The sequence below is a fragment of the Actinomadura syzygii genome, from assembly GCF_008085905.1.
GTDB classification, from domain to species: domain Bacteria; phylum Actinomycetota; class Actinomycetes; order Streptosporangiales; family Streptosporangiaceae; genus Spirillospora; species Spirillospora syzygii.
The window spans coordinates 422,083-435,673 of sequence record NZ_VSFF01000008.1; the positions used below are offsets into that span (position 1 = coordinate 422,083).

A 13,591-nucleotide genomic window follows, 5' to 3' on the forward strand; every position below is an offset into this window, starting at 1 on the left:
GCTCCGGCGGGAGGGCGGTCGGCTTCTGGTGTGAGGGCGGGTTGGCCGCCTGCGGACTGCTGGGGTCGTGCCCGATCTTGATCGCTTTAGCATGGTTGCCGTGGTGCTCCTGGAACGTGAGCGCGAGCTGTCGGAGTTAGTCCGAATCGTGGCGGGCGCCCCGGAGTCCGGAGGCGGGCTCGTCCTGGTCTCCGGTGAGCCCGGGATCGGAAAGACCGCGTTGGTGGGCGCTTTGCGGGAGCGGACGAAGCGCCTGGCCCGGTTTGTGCTGACGGGTTGTGAGCCGCTGTCGGTCCCGGTGCCGCTGGCGCCGGTGCGTGCGGTGGTGGAGGCCACGGGCGCCGACGCGGGCGGCCTTGAGGGCGGTGACCGTCCGGCGATCGTGGGGGCGCTGTGCGCGGCGCTTGAGCGGGGCGGCCCCGCCGTGGTGGTGATCGAGGATCTGCACTGGGCGGACGCGGCCACGCTGGACGTGCTTCGCCTGCTGGTGCGTGGTGTCCGGTTCCTTCCGGTGACGGTGGTGGGGACGTACCGCGACGACGGGCTCGGCGCTCGTCCGCGGCTGGCGATGCTGGTGGGTGACCTGGCGGGCGCCGCCGCCCGGTTCGAGTTGGGCCCGCTGTCCGAGGCGGCCGTCGCCCTGCTCGCCGAGCCCGCCGGGCTGGACGGGGCGGAGCTGTTCGCCGTCACCGGTGGGAATCCGTTCCTGGTGGTGGAGTCGGTGGCCAGCGGGGGAGGGCTGCCGCGGTCGGTGCTCGACGCGACGTGGGCGCGGATGGCGCGGCTGGACGGCGGCGCCCGGCGGGTCGTCGAGGCGGCGGCCGTGATCGGCCCGGTGACGCCGCTCGACCTGCTGGAGCGGGTGACGCCCGAGGCGGTCGAGGCGGTGGAGCGATGCCTGGCGCACGGGGTGCTCGTCGACGCCGGGGACGGCAGGGTCGCGTTCCAGCACCAGCTCGTCCAGCAGGCGGTCGAGCGATCGGTGTCGGCGCCTCGGCGTCGCGTTCTGCACTCCCAGGTCGTGCGTGCTCTTCTGGACGGTGACGACCCGCCGGAACATGCGCGGCTGGCCCACCATGCCGAGCGGGCGGGCCTTCGACGGATCGCCCTGGACCACGCCTGGCGGGCGGCCAGGGAGGCTTGGCTGCTGGGATGCCATGCCGATGCCGCCAGGCAGTTCGAACGCGCCTTGGCGCAGGGCCCGTCCTCTCATGGCGACCGGGCACGGCTCCTCACCGGCTTCGGCCATGCCGGCTGGCTGGCGGGACAGCCGGAAGAGGCCGCGGCGGCCTTGGAGGAGGCGGCCACGCTGGGCAGGCGGCTTGGGGATCGCTTTGTCCAGGGCCGCGCGCTGCGGCTGCTGAACCAGCCCCTGTGGGAGTTCGACCGCTGGCAGGAGGCCCGCAAGGCGCTGTTAGAGGCGATCTCCCTGCTGGAGCAGTGCGACGACGAGGGGGAACTGGCGAGGGCCTGGGCGGGCCTGGTCGCGATCGAGGGCTGCGGGCTGGATCCGGCGGCCGGCATCGAGCACGCCCCGGTCGCCGCGCGCCATGCCGCCGACGCCGGTCTGGAACAGATCGCCGTCGACGTGCTGATCGGCCTCGCCCACGCGAAGGGGCTGCGGGGCCGGCCCGATTACGGCACGCTCACCGACTGCCTTCGGCGCTGCCGCGCCGAGGGGTGGCATTTCGAGGCCGCACGCGGCTACGCGGTGGTGTTCATCGTGTCGTCCCTGAACCGCGACCACGCGGTGGTCGACGCGACGCGCTCCGAAGCCTTCGCCTACTTCACCGAGATCCAGACCGTCCGGGCCCGTGACCTGGTCTCCGGGTGCCTGGCCCGCAGCCTCTTGGACCGCGGACGGCTGCCGGAGGCCGTCGAGTGGGCGGCCAGGGCGCGCCGCACCCGGCACATGGAGGCGTCCCTGGCCCCGGCGGTCGAGGCACTCGCCAAACTACGCGGCGGCGAAGAGGACGCCGACGCGCTCCTGGCGGAGGCGCACGCCGCGCTCACCGGTTCCGCCGACGTCTACCGGCTGCCGCTGGTGGAGTCCGCGCTCGCCGAGGCGGCGTGGCTGCGCGGCGACCACGACGCGCTGCGGGCCCATGTCCGGGCCGGGCTGTCCCATCCGGGGGTACGGCAGATACCGCGCGTGGCGGGGGATCTGGCGCTGTGGGCGATGCGCTGCGGAGAGGAGCCGCCCCCGCCCGGTGACCTCCCGGAACCCGTCCGGCTGGAACTCGGTGGGGACTGGCGCGGCGCCGTGCGGGCCTGGCACCGCCGCCGGGCGCCCTACGAGGCCGCGTTGGCCGCCCTGCCCGCGGATCCGACGGACGTGTTCGCGGCTCGCGAGGCGATCGGCGTCCTGCAGCGCATCGGGGCCACCGCCGCGGCCGGCGCGTTCGTCCGCGAACGCGCCGCCCAGGGCGCTCCCGTGCCGAGGGGCCCGCGGTCCTCCACCCGATCGAACCCGGCCGGTCTGACCGGGCGGCAGCGCGAAGTCCTCGCCTGGATCGCTCGGGGCGCCACCAACCGCGAGATAGCGGCCGCCCTTCATCTGTCCGAGCGCACCGTCGCCCACCACGTCTCGGCGGTCCTGCGCAAGCTCGGGGCCCGCACCCGCACTGCCGCCGCGCAGCAGGCCCGAGCGCTCTATCCGCCATCCGAGGATGGGCAGGCCCCGTCGCCAAGATAGGCACCTGACCTATCCCTCTCCCAAACGTGGGCACTTACGCTTTCTCTGTCACAACCCTTTCTCATGCGAGCCACGCCAAGATAGGACATCCGACCCATAGCCATCAGGTCAGGATGGCTTCAAGCTTCTCATAGCCGCTCTGCATAACCACTGGACGGCTTCGACGGGAGGCCGAAGTAGCTTTTGCCGTAGATCGGAATCGCTCATCTCGAATGACAGGAGACCTCTCCATGAAGAACTACGTTCGCGCCGCTGTGGCCTTACTGGTCGCCACCGGCGCCATCGTCGCCCCGAGCGTCCCCGCCAACGCCAGTCCGAACTCTTTTCCGCCTTCATGCCCCATGCATTACGAGACCGGGCAAAAGAAGTTCGTGAAGGGCGCCAAGGCGCATACAGGCCCCTACGGAGCGAATCCCGTCGTATGGGTGCTCACCCGTGATGAATATCTCTGGGTTACCGGGTGGTGCAAGAATGAAAAAGGCAATCGCTGGTGGGGTCTCTCAGGCGGCAATTATGTTTGGGATGGTTACGCCGCCTAGTGCCGGCAACTGGCACTAGAGGGATCTGAGTTCCGCTGGTGAACCCGTGAAACGCCGAGCCGCCCCATGGCCGCCATGGGGCGGCTCCGTTCTGTTCCTGGAGGAAACGAGGACGTTGATGTCCCTTCACCCGGGCAACCTCGACCATATTTCTCTCCCTCCTGGCCACCGTCGCCGGTGGCATCGCCCCAAGAGACCGGCACCGGCCGACGTCATCGGCGGGAACGCCGCTCCCTGGGTGCGTACGATCGCTGGTCATGTTGGGAGTGCATTTCGCCATCACTGGCGAGCAGGAGCGGGCCCTGTTGGCGAGGGATGAGGACGCGGTGGCGGAGCTTCTCGAAGAGCTCGAGGAGAACTGGCGGGACGATGACCTCAAGGTCGACACTGACAAGGCGTGGGAGGACATCCATCGGTGCTTGGGTGACGGCACGCTCGACTATGAGGGCTATCCGCTTTCGCATGCCGTGCTCGGTGGCCGTCATCTGCATACGGAGATCTACGTGGTGCATGTGTCCGTGGCCGAGGTGCGTGACGTCGCCGAAGCCCTTCGGCCTCTGGGCAGGGACTGGTTGCGGAGGCAGTGTGACGCCTTGGGGTCCAGCGGCTATGACGGGGCGCACGGCCCTGAGGTCTTTGAGTACATCTGGACGAATTTCGTGGACGTCCAGAACTTCTATCAGCGAGCCGCCAAGGCCGACCGCGCGGTCATTTTCACCGCCACCTGAGGGGCGCCTTCATGGGCCCGTGGTGTCCTCGAATGCCGTCCGGTGTTTTAGTCGGGGGCAGCGGGTCCGCTGAGGCCGTGGCGGAGGAGGTCGATTAGGCGGTGTACCCGGTTGACATCGGTCTCTGCTGAGACGGCGACCGCGTTTGCAAGCGCCAGTATCTCGGTCACGGTGAGGTCTGGGCGGACGGTGCCCGCCTCCTGGGCTTCGGAGAGCAACTTCTCCGCAGTGAAGGTCAACGAGGTGTGCCAGCGGGCGAACAACTCGGTGCGTCGTTCGCTGCCGCTGTCGGTACCGGCGAAGGCCAGCGTCCGTCTGGTCGCCACGTGGACGGTGAAGGCTCGCAGCCAGGTGAAGAACGCCTCACCGGGGGCCTGGTCACGTAGCAGGGCGTCGCCTCGGTCGCAGAGCGCGGCGATCTCGTCGGCGTAGACCGCGGTGAGCAGGTCACCGCGGGTGGGGTAGTGCCGGTAGAGGGTCGCGTTGCCGACGCCCGCCCGCCGGGCCACCTCGTCCAGGGCGACGTCCGGACCGCGCTCGTCGAAGAGCGCCCTGGCCGCCGCCATCAGCAGCCGGGCGTTCCGCTCGGCGTCCGCGCGGCGCGCCCGTTTGGCGGGGGGCGTCATCACTGATCTTCCTGGGTTGCTAAACGGGGACTTCCCCGCTTAGCTTAGTCGAGACGGTGACCGGGGACGTCCCCGGTTCGTTTCGGGCGAGGATGAGCACCTGCCGGGGCCGTCTCAGGAGGAGCGATGACCTTCACCGCCGACGACCGCGTCGCGGTCACCGAGCTGATCTCCATGCACGGCCACCTCTGCGACAGCGGGGAGTTGGACCGGCTGGACGAGGTCTTCACCCCCGACGTCGTCTACGACGTCTCGGATTTCGGGCAGGAGCCCTTGCTCGGCGTCGCGGCCTGCGCCGCCGCAGGACGTGCGTTGGGGGAGCTCAACCCGGTCGGCCATCACGTCACCAACGTCGTCCTCACCGAGATCGCCCACGACCGGGTGCACGCGCGGTCCAAGGGGATCGGTGTCAACGCCGACGGCACCACCGGGAGCGTGACGTACGAGGACGCCGTCCTGCGCACCCCGCGCGGCTGGCGGATCAGCCACCGCAAGGTCCGCGCGCACCGCACGCCCCTGGGCGGACGAGGTTAATTCGGCTGGACGGCGTTCAGGGGCAATGCCTCCACACGAAGAGGTATCTCGCGCTGCTGTTGGTGGCGTCCATTGACATGAGGCTCGTCTTGGCGGCGCCGGAGCCTTCCGCCTTCACCCGCAGCTCGGTGTTGATGTTGAGGTCGCGGTCCTCACCGCATGGCTTCCAGACCATGGCTCGCGGGCTGACCCAGTCCTCCGACTGCCATTCGAAGATGTACTGGCCCTGGAACGTGCGGCCGATCGGCTCCGGATAAGAGCCTCCCTGGAAGTAGAGGTGCGTTCGCTCTTCCCCGGTCGCTTCCATCTCCAGCCGGGCGAAGCCACGGTGGTTGACGCCGAGGACGGAGTAGCTGTAGTCGTCCGCGCCGTTGACCCGCACAGTGATATGGCAATTCTTGCGCGAGGCCGACGGCGGCGCGTCACCGCCGGCGTAGACGACGAAATCGCTGTAGGTGACGGTGAAGGAGGTCTTGTCCTTGGACATCACCACCGACGACGTCCCGGCGAGGCAGCCGGAGCCGTTGACGCCGACCACGTCGACGCTGACACCGTCCGGTATGGGGTCCGCGGCCGCGGGGAGGGCCGTCAGAACGGGCAAGCCAAAAGCGCCCGCCAACACAATCGCCGTTCGTTTGACAATCATCATGGCCTGGACTTCCAGGTAAATTAGGATGGGTCCGGTCCGCTGGTCGCCTCGGCCGAAATCTCGAAGCCGCTATCGCTCCCAGCCGTAGATCATCATCGACGGTATTCTCAACTCGGGAAGCGGGTCAACGTCGTCTTTTTCGACTCGCTTTCTGTCTTCACTTTTCTTGACATCCGTCCATATCTCACCTGATCTCGCCCATCTGATCGCGGTGTCCTGTCTCATCCGCACGAAACATCCTCTTAAGTGACTCTGGACTTCCTCATCCTTCCCGGACCTCTTGATCGAAATGGCTGTCGGCAGCCCCCCGGGAGCAGGACGCGATGTCAGGACCGCGAGGAGGGGCGGAGCGCTGCCGCGCCCGAGGGGCGGGTGCGGCAGCGCTGCCGGTTGTGCCGGGGCCATTCCCGGCGGCGGGGGGTCAGGTGAGGGCGGGGGACATCCGTACCTGCTCAGTGCTTTCGGCGTTGTGCTGTTCGGTCCAAGTGGTCAGGGCGGTGCGGCAGGTGTGGTCGAGGTGGTGAAGTCCGGTCAGGTCCAGCTCGATGGGCCGGTTCTTGGGCAGTGTCTCCAGGTCGTCCAGGATCTTCGGCAGTCGCAGGAAGGTGGCGTTGCCCGACAGGTGAGCGTGGACGGGGCCGGTGCCCTCGTCCGTCACCTCCAGCTTGATGTGCGAGGTCTGCCAGGCGGCCTTGACCACGGACAGGAGGAGACCGATGAGGACACCCTCGAACATGCTGATGGTGACGATGGCCACGGCGGTCGCCGCGAGGATGACGGCCTCCCCGCGGTGGGCGCGCCACAGCACGGGGAACTGCTCGACGGGCATGAGCTTGACCCCGGCGTAGACCAGGACACCCGCGAGCGCGGCGATGGGGATGAGCGCGAGGACGGCCGGCAGCAGGGCGGCGAACAGCAGCAGCCACACGCCGTGCAGGACCCGGGACGCCTTGGTCCTGGCGCCGGCCTGGACGTTGGTGGCGCTGCGGACGATCACCGCGGTCATCGGCAGGGCGCCGAGGGTCCCGCAGACGATGTTGCCCGCGCCCTGGGCCATCAGCTCCCGGTTGTAGTCGGTACGCGGGCCGTCGTGCATGCGGTCCACCGCCGCCGCGCTGAACAGCGACTCGGCGGAGGCGATGAGGGTGAAGGCCAGGACGGTGCCGATCACGCCGGGGCCGAGCGCGGCGAACACGTCGGTTCCGGGCGGTTGGACGGAGTCGATCAGGCCGCGGACCTCGACCGTCTTCACCTGGAGGCCCAGCAGCCAGGTGACGGCGGTGGCCAGGGAGACCGCCACCAGCGCGCCCGGCGCGACGCGCGCCTTGGCGGGCAGGCGCTGCCACAGCGGCAGCAACGCCACGGTGCCCGCGCCGATGGCGAACGAGGGCCACAGCGTGGCGGAGGTGGCGAGGTCACCGGCGAGCCCGGGCAGACCGGCGATCTTTCCGATGCCCGACGCGGGCGCGGCGGCGCCGGCCATGGCGTACAGCTGCCCGGCGATGATGACCAGGCCGATGCCGGCGAGCATCCCCTCGACCACGGCGGTCGAGATGCCGCGGAACCAGCTCCCGAATCTCAGCGCTCCGAGCAGCAGTTGCAGCAGGCCCGCGGCCAGCACGATCGCGCCGAGGGCGGGCAGGCCGTAGGTCTCGACGGCCTCGTAGACGAGGACGGTCAGGCCCGCGGCGGGTCCGCTGACCTGGAGGCTGCTGCCGGGCAGCAGGCCGGTGACCAGGCCGCCGACGATGCCGGTGACCAGGCCGAGTTCGGCGGGCACTCCGGAGGCGACGGCCACGCCCACGCACAAGGGGAGGGCGACGAGGAAGACGACGAGGGACGCGGCGATGTCGTGCCGCGGGATGGCGGGATTCATGAGGTCCTTGGCAGGGGGCGAGGTCTGGTGGGGGCGGGAGCGGTTCACAGCGGCAGGAAGGCGTCGTCGCCGGGCCGGTGCTCGCACACCAGCCCGGTGTGGACCTCGTAGAACCAGCCGTGCAGCCGCAACCGCCCCTCGTCCAGGCGGCGGGCGACGCCCGGATAGCCGCGCAGCCGCTGAAGCTGCACCAGGACGTGACGCTGCACGGGACCGGCGAGATCCGCGGCGGGCTGCCCGCCGTCGCCGTCCTGCGGGAACGGGGAGGCCGCCTGGGCCAGCCAGTTCCGGACGGCGGGGACGGCCGTCAGGTCGTCCCCGCGGACCAGGGCGCCCACCGCTCCGCAGTGGGAGTGGCCGCACACCACGATGTCGGCGACGCCGAGCACTTCGACCGCGTACTCGACGGTGGCCGCCTCGCCGGACGGCCGCTGAGGGCGGTACGGGGGAACGATGTTGCCCGCGGTACGCATCTCGAACAGCTCACCCGGCTTGGCTCCGGTGATCAGTGAGGGGACGACACGTGAGTCGGAGCAGGTGATGAACAGGGCCTCCGGCGCCTGGCCGGCGGCCAGCCGGTCCAGCGCGCCGGCGGCGCGGCGGTGGTAGGAGCGGGCGTGGTCGATGAGGGAGCGCATGTCAGGTGCCTCCTGCGCGCCGATGCGGCGCGTCGGTGTCGTGAGTTCGGGACGGACCCGGCCCGGCGTCCGGGCACGCCCTGGCGCGTCCGCGAACCAGCGGCACGCCAGGAGCGGACGGCTTCAAGAGGACGAGGAACGGGGAGTGTCCGTCAGCAGCGGAGGACCTGCAGCGCGGCAGGTGACGGGGGCTTTCCGACCGGCTCGCACGGCATCCGCAGGCAAGGCCCGCAAGCGCACGGTGCTACCGGCGGGCGCAACGTCCCGGGACCTCGCGGCGCCGACAGGTTCAGAGACGAGCCATGCCTGAGCACCCGCCCCAAATGCCCGGGAGCCTCCTCGAACCGGGAGGGGGCGTCGCACATCTGCGCCTCGGAGACGACCGCTCCCGCAAGCAGATGCGGGTCGGACGCGGCGGCGGTATGGGAGAAGAACAACAGCGCCACGACGGCGGCCAGCAGTGCCGCGACGGCACGTACCGGACGCCTGTTCTCCGACACGCCCGCCCTCCCCTCCGAACCCTACTCCGCGGTAGCGAGATGATCTCCGAGTGTCGCCATTCATTTTGACGATCGGCCCGCGGCAAGAGTGCCAAGCCGAGTATAAAAAGCGCGTAATGAGTGGACCGCGAGCATGAAGGCGCAGATGGGAACAGTCCAGCGCCTCGCGATCGCCGCGGAAGCCTGAACAAGGCGGCGAACACCCTGGTCAAGGCGCGGAGGGGCGCGGCGGGCCGAGCGGGATCGATCTTGCGGATACGGCCGTTCCGCTGGCCCGGGGTCGCTGAACTCGCAGGATTCGTGCGAACTTGAAAGTTCCTCGGCATAACTGTGAGCTCTTCGACGCCGCTAGGGATGAATGTATTTCGGGTTCACCTGGCGACGGCCAATTGAAATGGTTCTGACCCAATTGTCGTGAATCGAGCGCATCTTCACCGGGCACATCGAAGGGTTGACCGAACAATCCGTCCTCGTGTGGACCTTGTTTCGCGTCTTCGTTCGGAAGCGCTGTGGTCAGTGCTCGCGGTTGACGTGTACTCCTGCGAGCACTGCGAGGAGGACGACGCAGCCGCCGACCGCTCCGTGCTTCGAGGGGGCCTCGCCGAGGACGGCCCACGTCCAGATCGGGGTCATGGGGGCGTCCAGTACGTCGATCAGCGCGGCGTCCCCGGACGGCACCCGGCCCGACCCGAGGATCAGGAACACCCGGCCGAGCCCCAAGGTCACGGCCCCGAAGAGCGCGGAGACCGCGAAGTCGCGGGGGTCGAAGCGGTAGCCGCTGACGAACGGGGCCGCCACGGCACTGCTCAGCAGGCATGCCATGCCGGAGGCGATCAGCATCGGGGTGTCCCGGTGCGCGCGTGTGATCATGATGATGGCCGCCACGCAGACGGTCATGAGCAGGGCGAGCGCCATGCCCGCCGCGTCGCCCGTACTGAGCCCGCCGCCGGTCATGATGGCGACGCCCGCGACGACTCCCAGGCCGCACGTCCAGAAGACCGGCGACGTCCGCCGCCGTAGGAACACCAGTTGGAACAGGCCGATGACCAGGGGGATCATCGCGTAGACGACCGAGACATTGACGACCGTTCCCACTCGGTAGGCGGCGACGAGGCTCGTCATCCCGAGTGTGAAGAGGCCGGCCACGCACAAGGACGGCCAACGGAAGTTGGCCCGGTCGAGGACGCGCCGGCGGGTGAAGAGGCGGGCGACGACCCAGATCGCGAGGGTGCCGAACAGTCCTCTGATGAAGAGGAGGTCGGCCAGGGGGAGCGAGACCGCCCGAGTGAACAGGCCGATCGTGCTGAACGACACCGCCGAGCCGAGCATCAGCAGGACTCCGGACAACCGCTCGTCCGCCTGCGGCTCGACCTCCTCGGGGATCGTCGACGTCACTGCGGCACCTCGTGTCCGGGCTGCGGCTCGTGCTTCATGAGCGTCCCCTCGTCCCGGCCCCGGGTGAGTAACCGTATATACGGTTATCGAAGGGGTAACCTATCATGTGGTTATGTCCATGGAGGCGGTCGGAGATCGCGAGTGGGTCTGGTACGGGGGGCGGCTGAGCACCGACTTCGTGAACACCCGCCGGTACCGGTTCGCGGGCGGACGCGAGCTGCTGAAGGCGCCGGACGATCTGGCGGCATGGCTGGCGGCCGCGAAGCTGACCTCCACGGGCGTCGGCGTCGCGGGCGCGGAGTTCGACGCCGCCCTGCACCTCCGGGAAGCCGTCGATGCGGGTATCCGGGCGACGGTCGCCGACGAGCCCGTCCCCGGGGATGCCGTGGACGTCCTCAACCACTGGCTGGACCGGCCCGCCGGCCCGGCGCGGCCTCACCTCGTCCTGCGCTCCGGGGTTCCCGCCCTGGAGCGGCGGTTCGACCCGCGGGACGCCGTCACCGCGCTGTGCCGCGTCGCCGCCGACGCCGCCGAGCTGCTCGGTACCGACGCCCGCCGCACCTTGCGCATCTGCCCCGGCCCGGACTGCAGCGGACGCTTCGTCGACAAGTCGCCGGGCGGACGGCGGCGCTGGTGCTCCATGGCGGGTTGCGGCAACCGCGCCAAGGCCGCGCAGCACCGCCGAACGGTCAGAACCAACCGCTGATCGGCCTTCCGCCTCCGAACCTGACAACTACACTCGGTAATGAAGTGTTCGCGGGGCGAGTTGGGGGAGGGCAGGCGACGCATGCGGCGATCGGGCACGCGGTATTCGGTGCGGGCCCGCGCGACCCTGGTGACCGTCCTCGTCTCGGCGGTCCTGCTCGCCCTCGCGCTCTCCCTGACCGGACGGGTCATGCGCGACTGGTTCAGGAACCGGAGCCAGGACCAGACCGAGCGGACCGTTCAGGAGCTGATCTTCGACATCGACCGTGGCCTGCGGAGCGATCCCGTCCCGGTCGGCAAGGGCCAGTCGGACCTGATCCAGGTCGAGACGCTGGACGGACGGGTCATCGCGGCCAGCGCGAAGATGCGGGGACGTCCCGCGCTGGTGGTGCCGGACGACACCGAACTGATCAACACCAAGGTGTGCCCGGGCTACCTCGACCGGTGCGCGTGGGTGTACGGGATCCGGATGAGGGAGTCGGCGTACGGGCGGAACGTGATGGTGCTCGCCGGCTCGCCGCTGCCGGTGCTGACGAGCGTGTGGGCGCTGTCGCTGCTTCTGTCGCTGCTCCTCGCGGCGTTCCTGACGCTGATCGGCTGGTGGACGTGGCGGGCCATCGGGCTGGCGCTGGAACCGGTCGACCGCATCCAGGAGGAGATGTCGGAGATCAGGGCGAGCAACCTGAGCCGCCGCGTCCCCGTCCCGCAGACCGGCGGGCATTTCCGGCGGCTCGCCGACACCGTCAACGACACGCTCGCGCGGCTGGAGGAGGCGGCCACCCGTGAGCGCCGGTTCACCTCCGACGCCTCGCACGACCTGCGCAACCCGATCGCCGGGCTGCGGACACGGCTGGAGGTCGCGCTCGACGACCCCGACGACCACGAGCTGCGGCCGGCGATGCGCGCGGCCCTGACCGACGTCGAGCGGCTCGGGGCCATCGTGGACGATCTGCTGGAACTCGCCCGACTGGACTCGCTGGCCCCGATGCCCATCGAGTCGCTCGACCTGTCCCGGCTGACGCGCCGGGAGATCGAGCGCCGCGGCCCCGGCAAACCGATCACGACCCGGCTGGAACCGGACGTGCGCGTCCGGGCCAGCCCGGTACGGCTGAGCCGGGTGCTGCACAACCTGCTGAACAACGCCGACCGCCACGCCCGATCGGCCATCGAGGTGACCGTTGCACGGGAGGGCGGGCAAGCCCGCCTGGAGGTGCTCGACGACGGCTCGGGCGTTCCCGAGGACGAGCGCGAGAGGGTCTTCGAGCGCTTCTCCCGTCTCCCCGAATCGCGCGGCAGGGACCCGCACGGCACCGGCCTCGGCCTCCCCATAGCCCGCGAGATCGCCGAGGTCTACGGCGGCTCCCTGACCATCCAGGACAGCCCGTCCGGCGCCCGCTTCGTCCTGACCCTCCCCCTCGCCCAAGACCCGCCCGCGCCCTAGGCGCTGGGGAAGGAGGGCGCCGGAGGCGAGGGTCACGGACAGCGCCTGCGCCGAGGAGCGCAGCTCGCCGGGTCGAAGACGCCGCGGGCGCCGCTACTCGGTGACGGAGACGGTGAGGCGGGCGGCGCGGCCCTTCTCGCCCGCCGCCCAGCAGGCGCCGTCCGGGGCGCAGTCGACGGTGTCGAAGCTGCCCGCGTCGAACCGCGTCCAGGACCGGCCGCCGGTCAGCGTGAGGTCGCTGCCGGTCGGGCCCACGGCCAGCGCGACCGGGCCGCTGAACCGCGGCCACACGACGCCGGACCGGTACTCGGCGGGCGGACGGTCCGCCGCGCGCCAGGTGCGCCCGCCGTCGCTGGTCGTCGCGGCGGCGGTCGGGGACGGCTCGCCCGGACGGTAGTCGCCGCCCACCGCGATCCCGTGCCGGGAGTCGCGGAACGCCACCCCGAACACGCCCTGCGACGGGCTGCTCGGCAGCGGGGTGTCGGCGACGGTCCAGGTGCGGCCGCGGTCGCCGGAGTGGAATACGCGGGAGCGGGCGCCGCCGCCGCTGGCGAGCCAGACGTCCTTCTTGCCTAGGCTGACCAGGCACTGGCCGCTGGCGGCGAACCCGGCCTCGCCCTCCAGCGCGGGCGGCATGCCCTTCGGCGGGAGGACGCGCCAGGAGCGCCCGCCGTCGCTGGTGGAGATGATCCGGAACCGGCCGTCGACCGGGTCGCTCATGGCGAGGCCGTGCCGGGAGTCGAAGAAGGTGACGCAGTCGTAGAACGCCTTGGGCTCGTCGTTCTTGAAGCCGAGCGTCCATGTCCGGCCGCCGTTGGACGTGCTGTAGACGCGGGACGCCTCGCCCTCGCCGATCGCGAGCACCACGGCCCGGTTCGCGTCGAACGCCTCGACGTCGCGGAACTCCAGGCCCGCCGCGTCGGGCGGGGCGACGTTCCGCCAGGTGCCGCCGCCGTCGGTCGTCCGCAGGACGGTCCCGCCGCTGCCCGCCAGCCAGGCCGTCTTGCGGCCGACGGCGGCGAGGCCGCGGAACCGGGCGTCCGACCCGGTCGGGGTGAGCCGCCAGGACGGGCCGCCGATGACGGGCTGCGGCCTCGCGCCCCGGACGTCCTGCGCGTACGCCGTCCCGGGCGTCAGCAGGGACGCGCCCACGACCGCGCACACACCGGCGAACGACATCTTCCGGGCGAACGCCCGCATCGGCTTCATACCGCGCAAGCTAACGAACGATGATCAAGCCGTCCAGACCCGGATGAGGCGGATGA

At 70.5% G+C, this 13,591-nt stretch carries 12 protein-coding genes; 6 read left to right on the forward strand and 6 right to left on the reverse strand.

The window, feature by feature from the left end; genetic code table 11:
- Positions 1–100: 100 nt before the first annotated feature.
- The 3 genes from FXF65_RS22435 (at position 101) to FXF65_RS22445 (ending at position 3,962) form a co-directional block, all read left to right on the forward strand.
- A complete protein-coding gene (locus tag FXF65_RS22435) occupies positions 101–2,695 on the forward strand; it encodes an ATP-binding protein (RefSeq protein ID WP_187412456.1) in 2,595 nt (864 codons plus the stop codon).
- A 230-nt stretch (positions 2,696–2,925) separates the two neighbouring features.
- Positions 2,926–3,234 carry a hypothetical protein gene (locus FXF65_RS22440; protein ID WP_148351953.1) on the forward strand — a complete coding sequence of 103 codons (309 nt, stop codon included), beginning with the start codon at positions 2,926–2,928 and terminating at the stop codon, positions 3,232–3,234.
- Positions 3,235–3,491: 257 nt separating this feature from the next.
- Positions 3,492–3,962 (forward strand): YfbM family protein, encoded by a 471-nt coding sequence (locus tag FXF65_RS22445; protein WP_148351954.1) that lies wholly within the window; start codon positions 3,492–3,494, stop codon positions 3,960–3,962.
- Positions 3,963–4,009: 47 nt separating this feature from the next.
- Here the strand turns inward: FXF65_RS22445 and FXF65_RS22450 are convergent, their stop codons facing one another.
- The gene (locus FXF65_RS22450; RefSeq protein ID WP_148351955.1) at positions 4,010–4,588 is read right to left on the reverse strand and encodes a TetR/AcrR family transcriptional regulator; all 579 of its coding nucleotides are present in this window, start codon (positions 4,586–4,588) and stop codon (positions 4,010–4,012) included.
- A 126-nt stretch (positions 4,589–4,714) separates the two neighbouring features.
- Here FXF65_RS22450 and FXF65_RS22455 point away from each other — a divergent pair, with 126 nt between their 5' ends.
- Positions 4,715–5,122 (forward strand): nuclear transport factor 2 family protein, encoded by a 408-nt coding sequence (locus FXF65_RS22455; protein ID WP_148351956.1) that lies wholly within the window; start codon positions 4,715–4,717, stop codon positions 5,120–5,122.
- 16 nt (positions 5,123–5,138) lie between these two features.
- Here the strand turns inward: FXF65_RS22455 and FXF65_RS22460 are convergent, their stop codons facing one another.
- From FXF65_RS22460 to FXF65_RS22475, 4 genes are all read right to left on the reverse strand, one after another.
- Positions 5,139–5,771: a DUF4360 domain-containing protein gene (locus tag FXF65_RS22460; protein ID WP_148351957.1), complete on the reverse strand. Its 633-nt coding sequence runs from the start codon at positions 5,769–5,771 to the stop codon at positions 5,139–5,141.
- 421 nt (positions 5,772–6,192) lie between these two features.
- The gene (locus FXF65_RS22465; protein ID WP_148351958.1) at positions 6,193–7,647 is read right to left on the reverse strand and encodes a SulP family inorganic anion transporter; all 1,455 of its coding nucleotides are present in this window, start codon (positions 7,645–7,647) and stop codon (positions 6,193–6,195) included.
- A 44-nt stretch (positions 7,648–7,691) separates the two neighbouring features.
- The gene (locus tag FXF65_RS22470) at positions 7,692–8,285 is read right to left on the reverse strand and encodes a carbonic anhydrase (protein ID WP_148351959.1); all 594 of its coding nucleotides are present in this window, start codon (positions 8,283–8,285) and stop codon (positions 7,692–7,694) included.
- A 1,013-nt stretch (positions 8,286–9,298) separates the two neighbouring features.
- Positions 9,299–10,180, reverse strand: coding sequence for a DMT family transporter (locus tag FXF65_RS22475; RefSeq protein ID WP_148351960.1), 882 nt, complete (start codon positions 10,178–10,180; stop codon positions 9,299–9,301).
- A 112-nt stretch (positions 10,181–10,292) separates the two neighbouring features.
- Here FXF65_RS22475 and FXF65_RS22480 point away from each other — a divergent pair, with 112 nt between their 5' ends.
- Complete coding sequence (locus tag FXF65_RS22480; RefSeq protein ID WP_222868675.1) at positions 10,293–10,886, forward strand: CGNR zinc finger domain-containing protein; 594 nt, start codon at positions 10,293–10,295, stop codon at positions 10,884–10,886.
- Positions 10,887–10,967: 81 nt separating this feature from the next.
- Positions 10,968–12,326 carry a sensor histidine kinase gene (locus FXF65_RS22485; RefSeq protein ID WP_148351961.1) on the forward strand — a complete coding sequence of 453 codons (1,359 nt, stop codon included), beginning with the start codon at positions 10,968–10,970 and terminating at the stop codon, positions 12,324–12,326.
- Positions 12,327–12,419: 93 nt separating this feature from the next.
- On the opposite strand, the gene FXF65_RS22490 is transcribed toward FXF65_RS22485, so the two are convergent.
- Positions 12,420–13,535, reverse strand: coding sequence for a WD40/YVTN/BNR-like repeat-containing protein (locus FXF65_RS22490; protein ID WP_222868676.1), 1,116 nt, complete (start codon positions 13,533–13,535; stop codon positions 12,420–12,422).
- Between the last annotated feature and the right edge of the window lie 56 nt (positions 13,536–13,591).

Coding starts and splice junctions, on each gene's coding strand:
- FXF65_RS22480 (WP_222868675.1), top strand. CDS start 10,293: ATGTCCATGGAGGCGGTCGGAGATCGCGAGTGGGTCTGGTACGGGGGG.
- FXF65_RS22455 (WP_148351956.1), top strand. CDS start 4,715: ATGACCTTCACCGCCGACGACCGCGTCGCGGTCACCGAGCTGATCTCC.
- FXF65_RS22485 (WP_148351961.1), top strand. CDS start 10,968: ATGCGGCGATCGGGCACGCGGTATTCGGTGCGGGCCCGCGCGACCCTG.
- FXF65_RS22450 (WP_148351955.1), bottom strand. CDS start 4,588: ATGACGCCCCCCGCCAAACGGGCGCGCCGCGCGGACGCCGAGCGGAAC.
- FXF65_RS22470 (WP_148351959.1), bottom strand. CDS start 8,285: ATGCGCTCCCTCATCGACCACGCCCGCTCCTACCACCGCCGCGCCGCC.
- FXF65_RS22460 (WP_148351957.1), bottom strand. CDS start 5,771: ATGATGATTGTCAAACGAACGGCGATTGTGTTGGCGGGCGCTTTTGGC.
- FXF65_RS22440 (WP_148351953.1), top strand. CDS start 2,926: ATGAAGAACTACGTTCGCGCCGCTGTGGCCTTACTGGTCGCCACCGGC.
- FXF65_RS22465 (WP_148351958.1), bottom strand. CDS start 7,647: ATGAATCCCGCCATCCCGCGGCACGACATCGCCGCGTCCCTCGTCGTC.
- FXF65_RS22490 (WP_222868676.1), bottom strand. CDS start 13,535: ATGAAGCCGATGCGGGCGTTCGCCCGGAAGATGTCGTTCGCCGGTGTG.
- FXF65_RS22445 (WP_148351954.1), top strand. CDS start 3,492: ATGTTGGGAGTGCATTTCGCCATCACTGGCGAGCAGGAGCGGGCCCTG.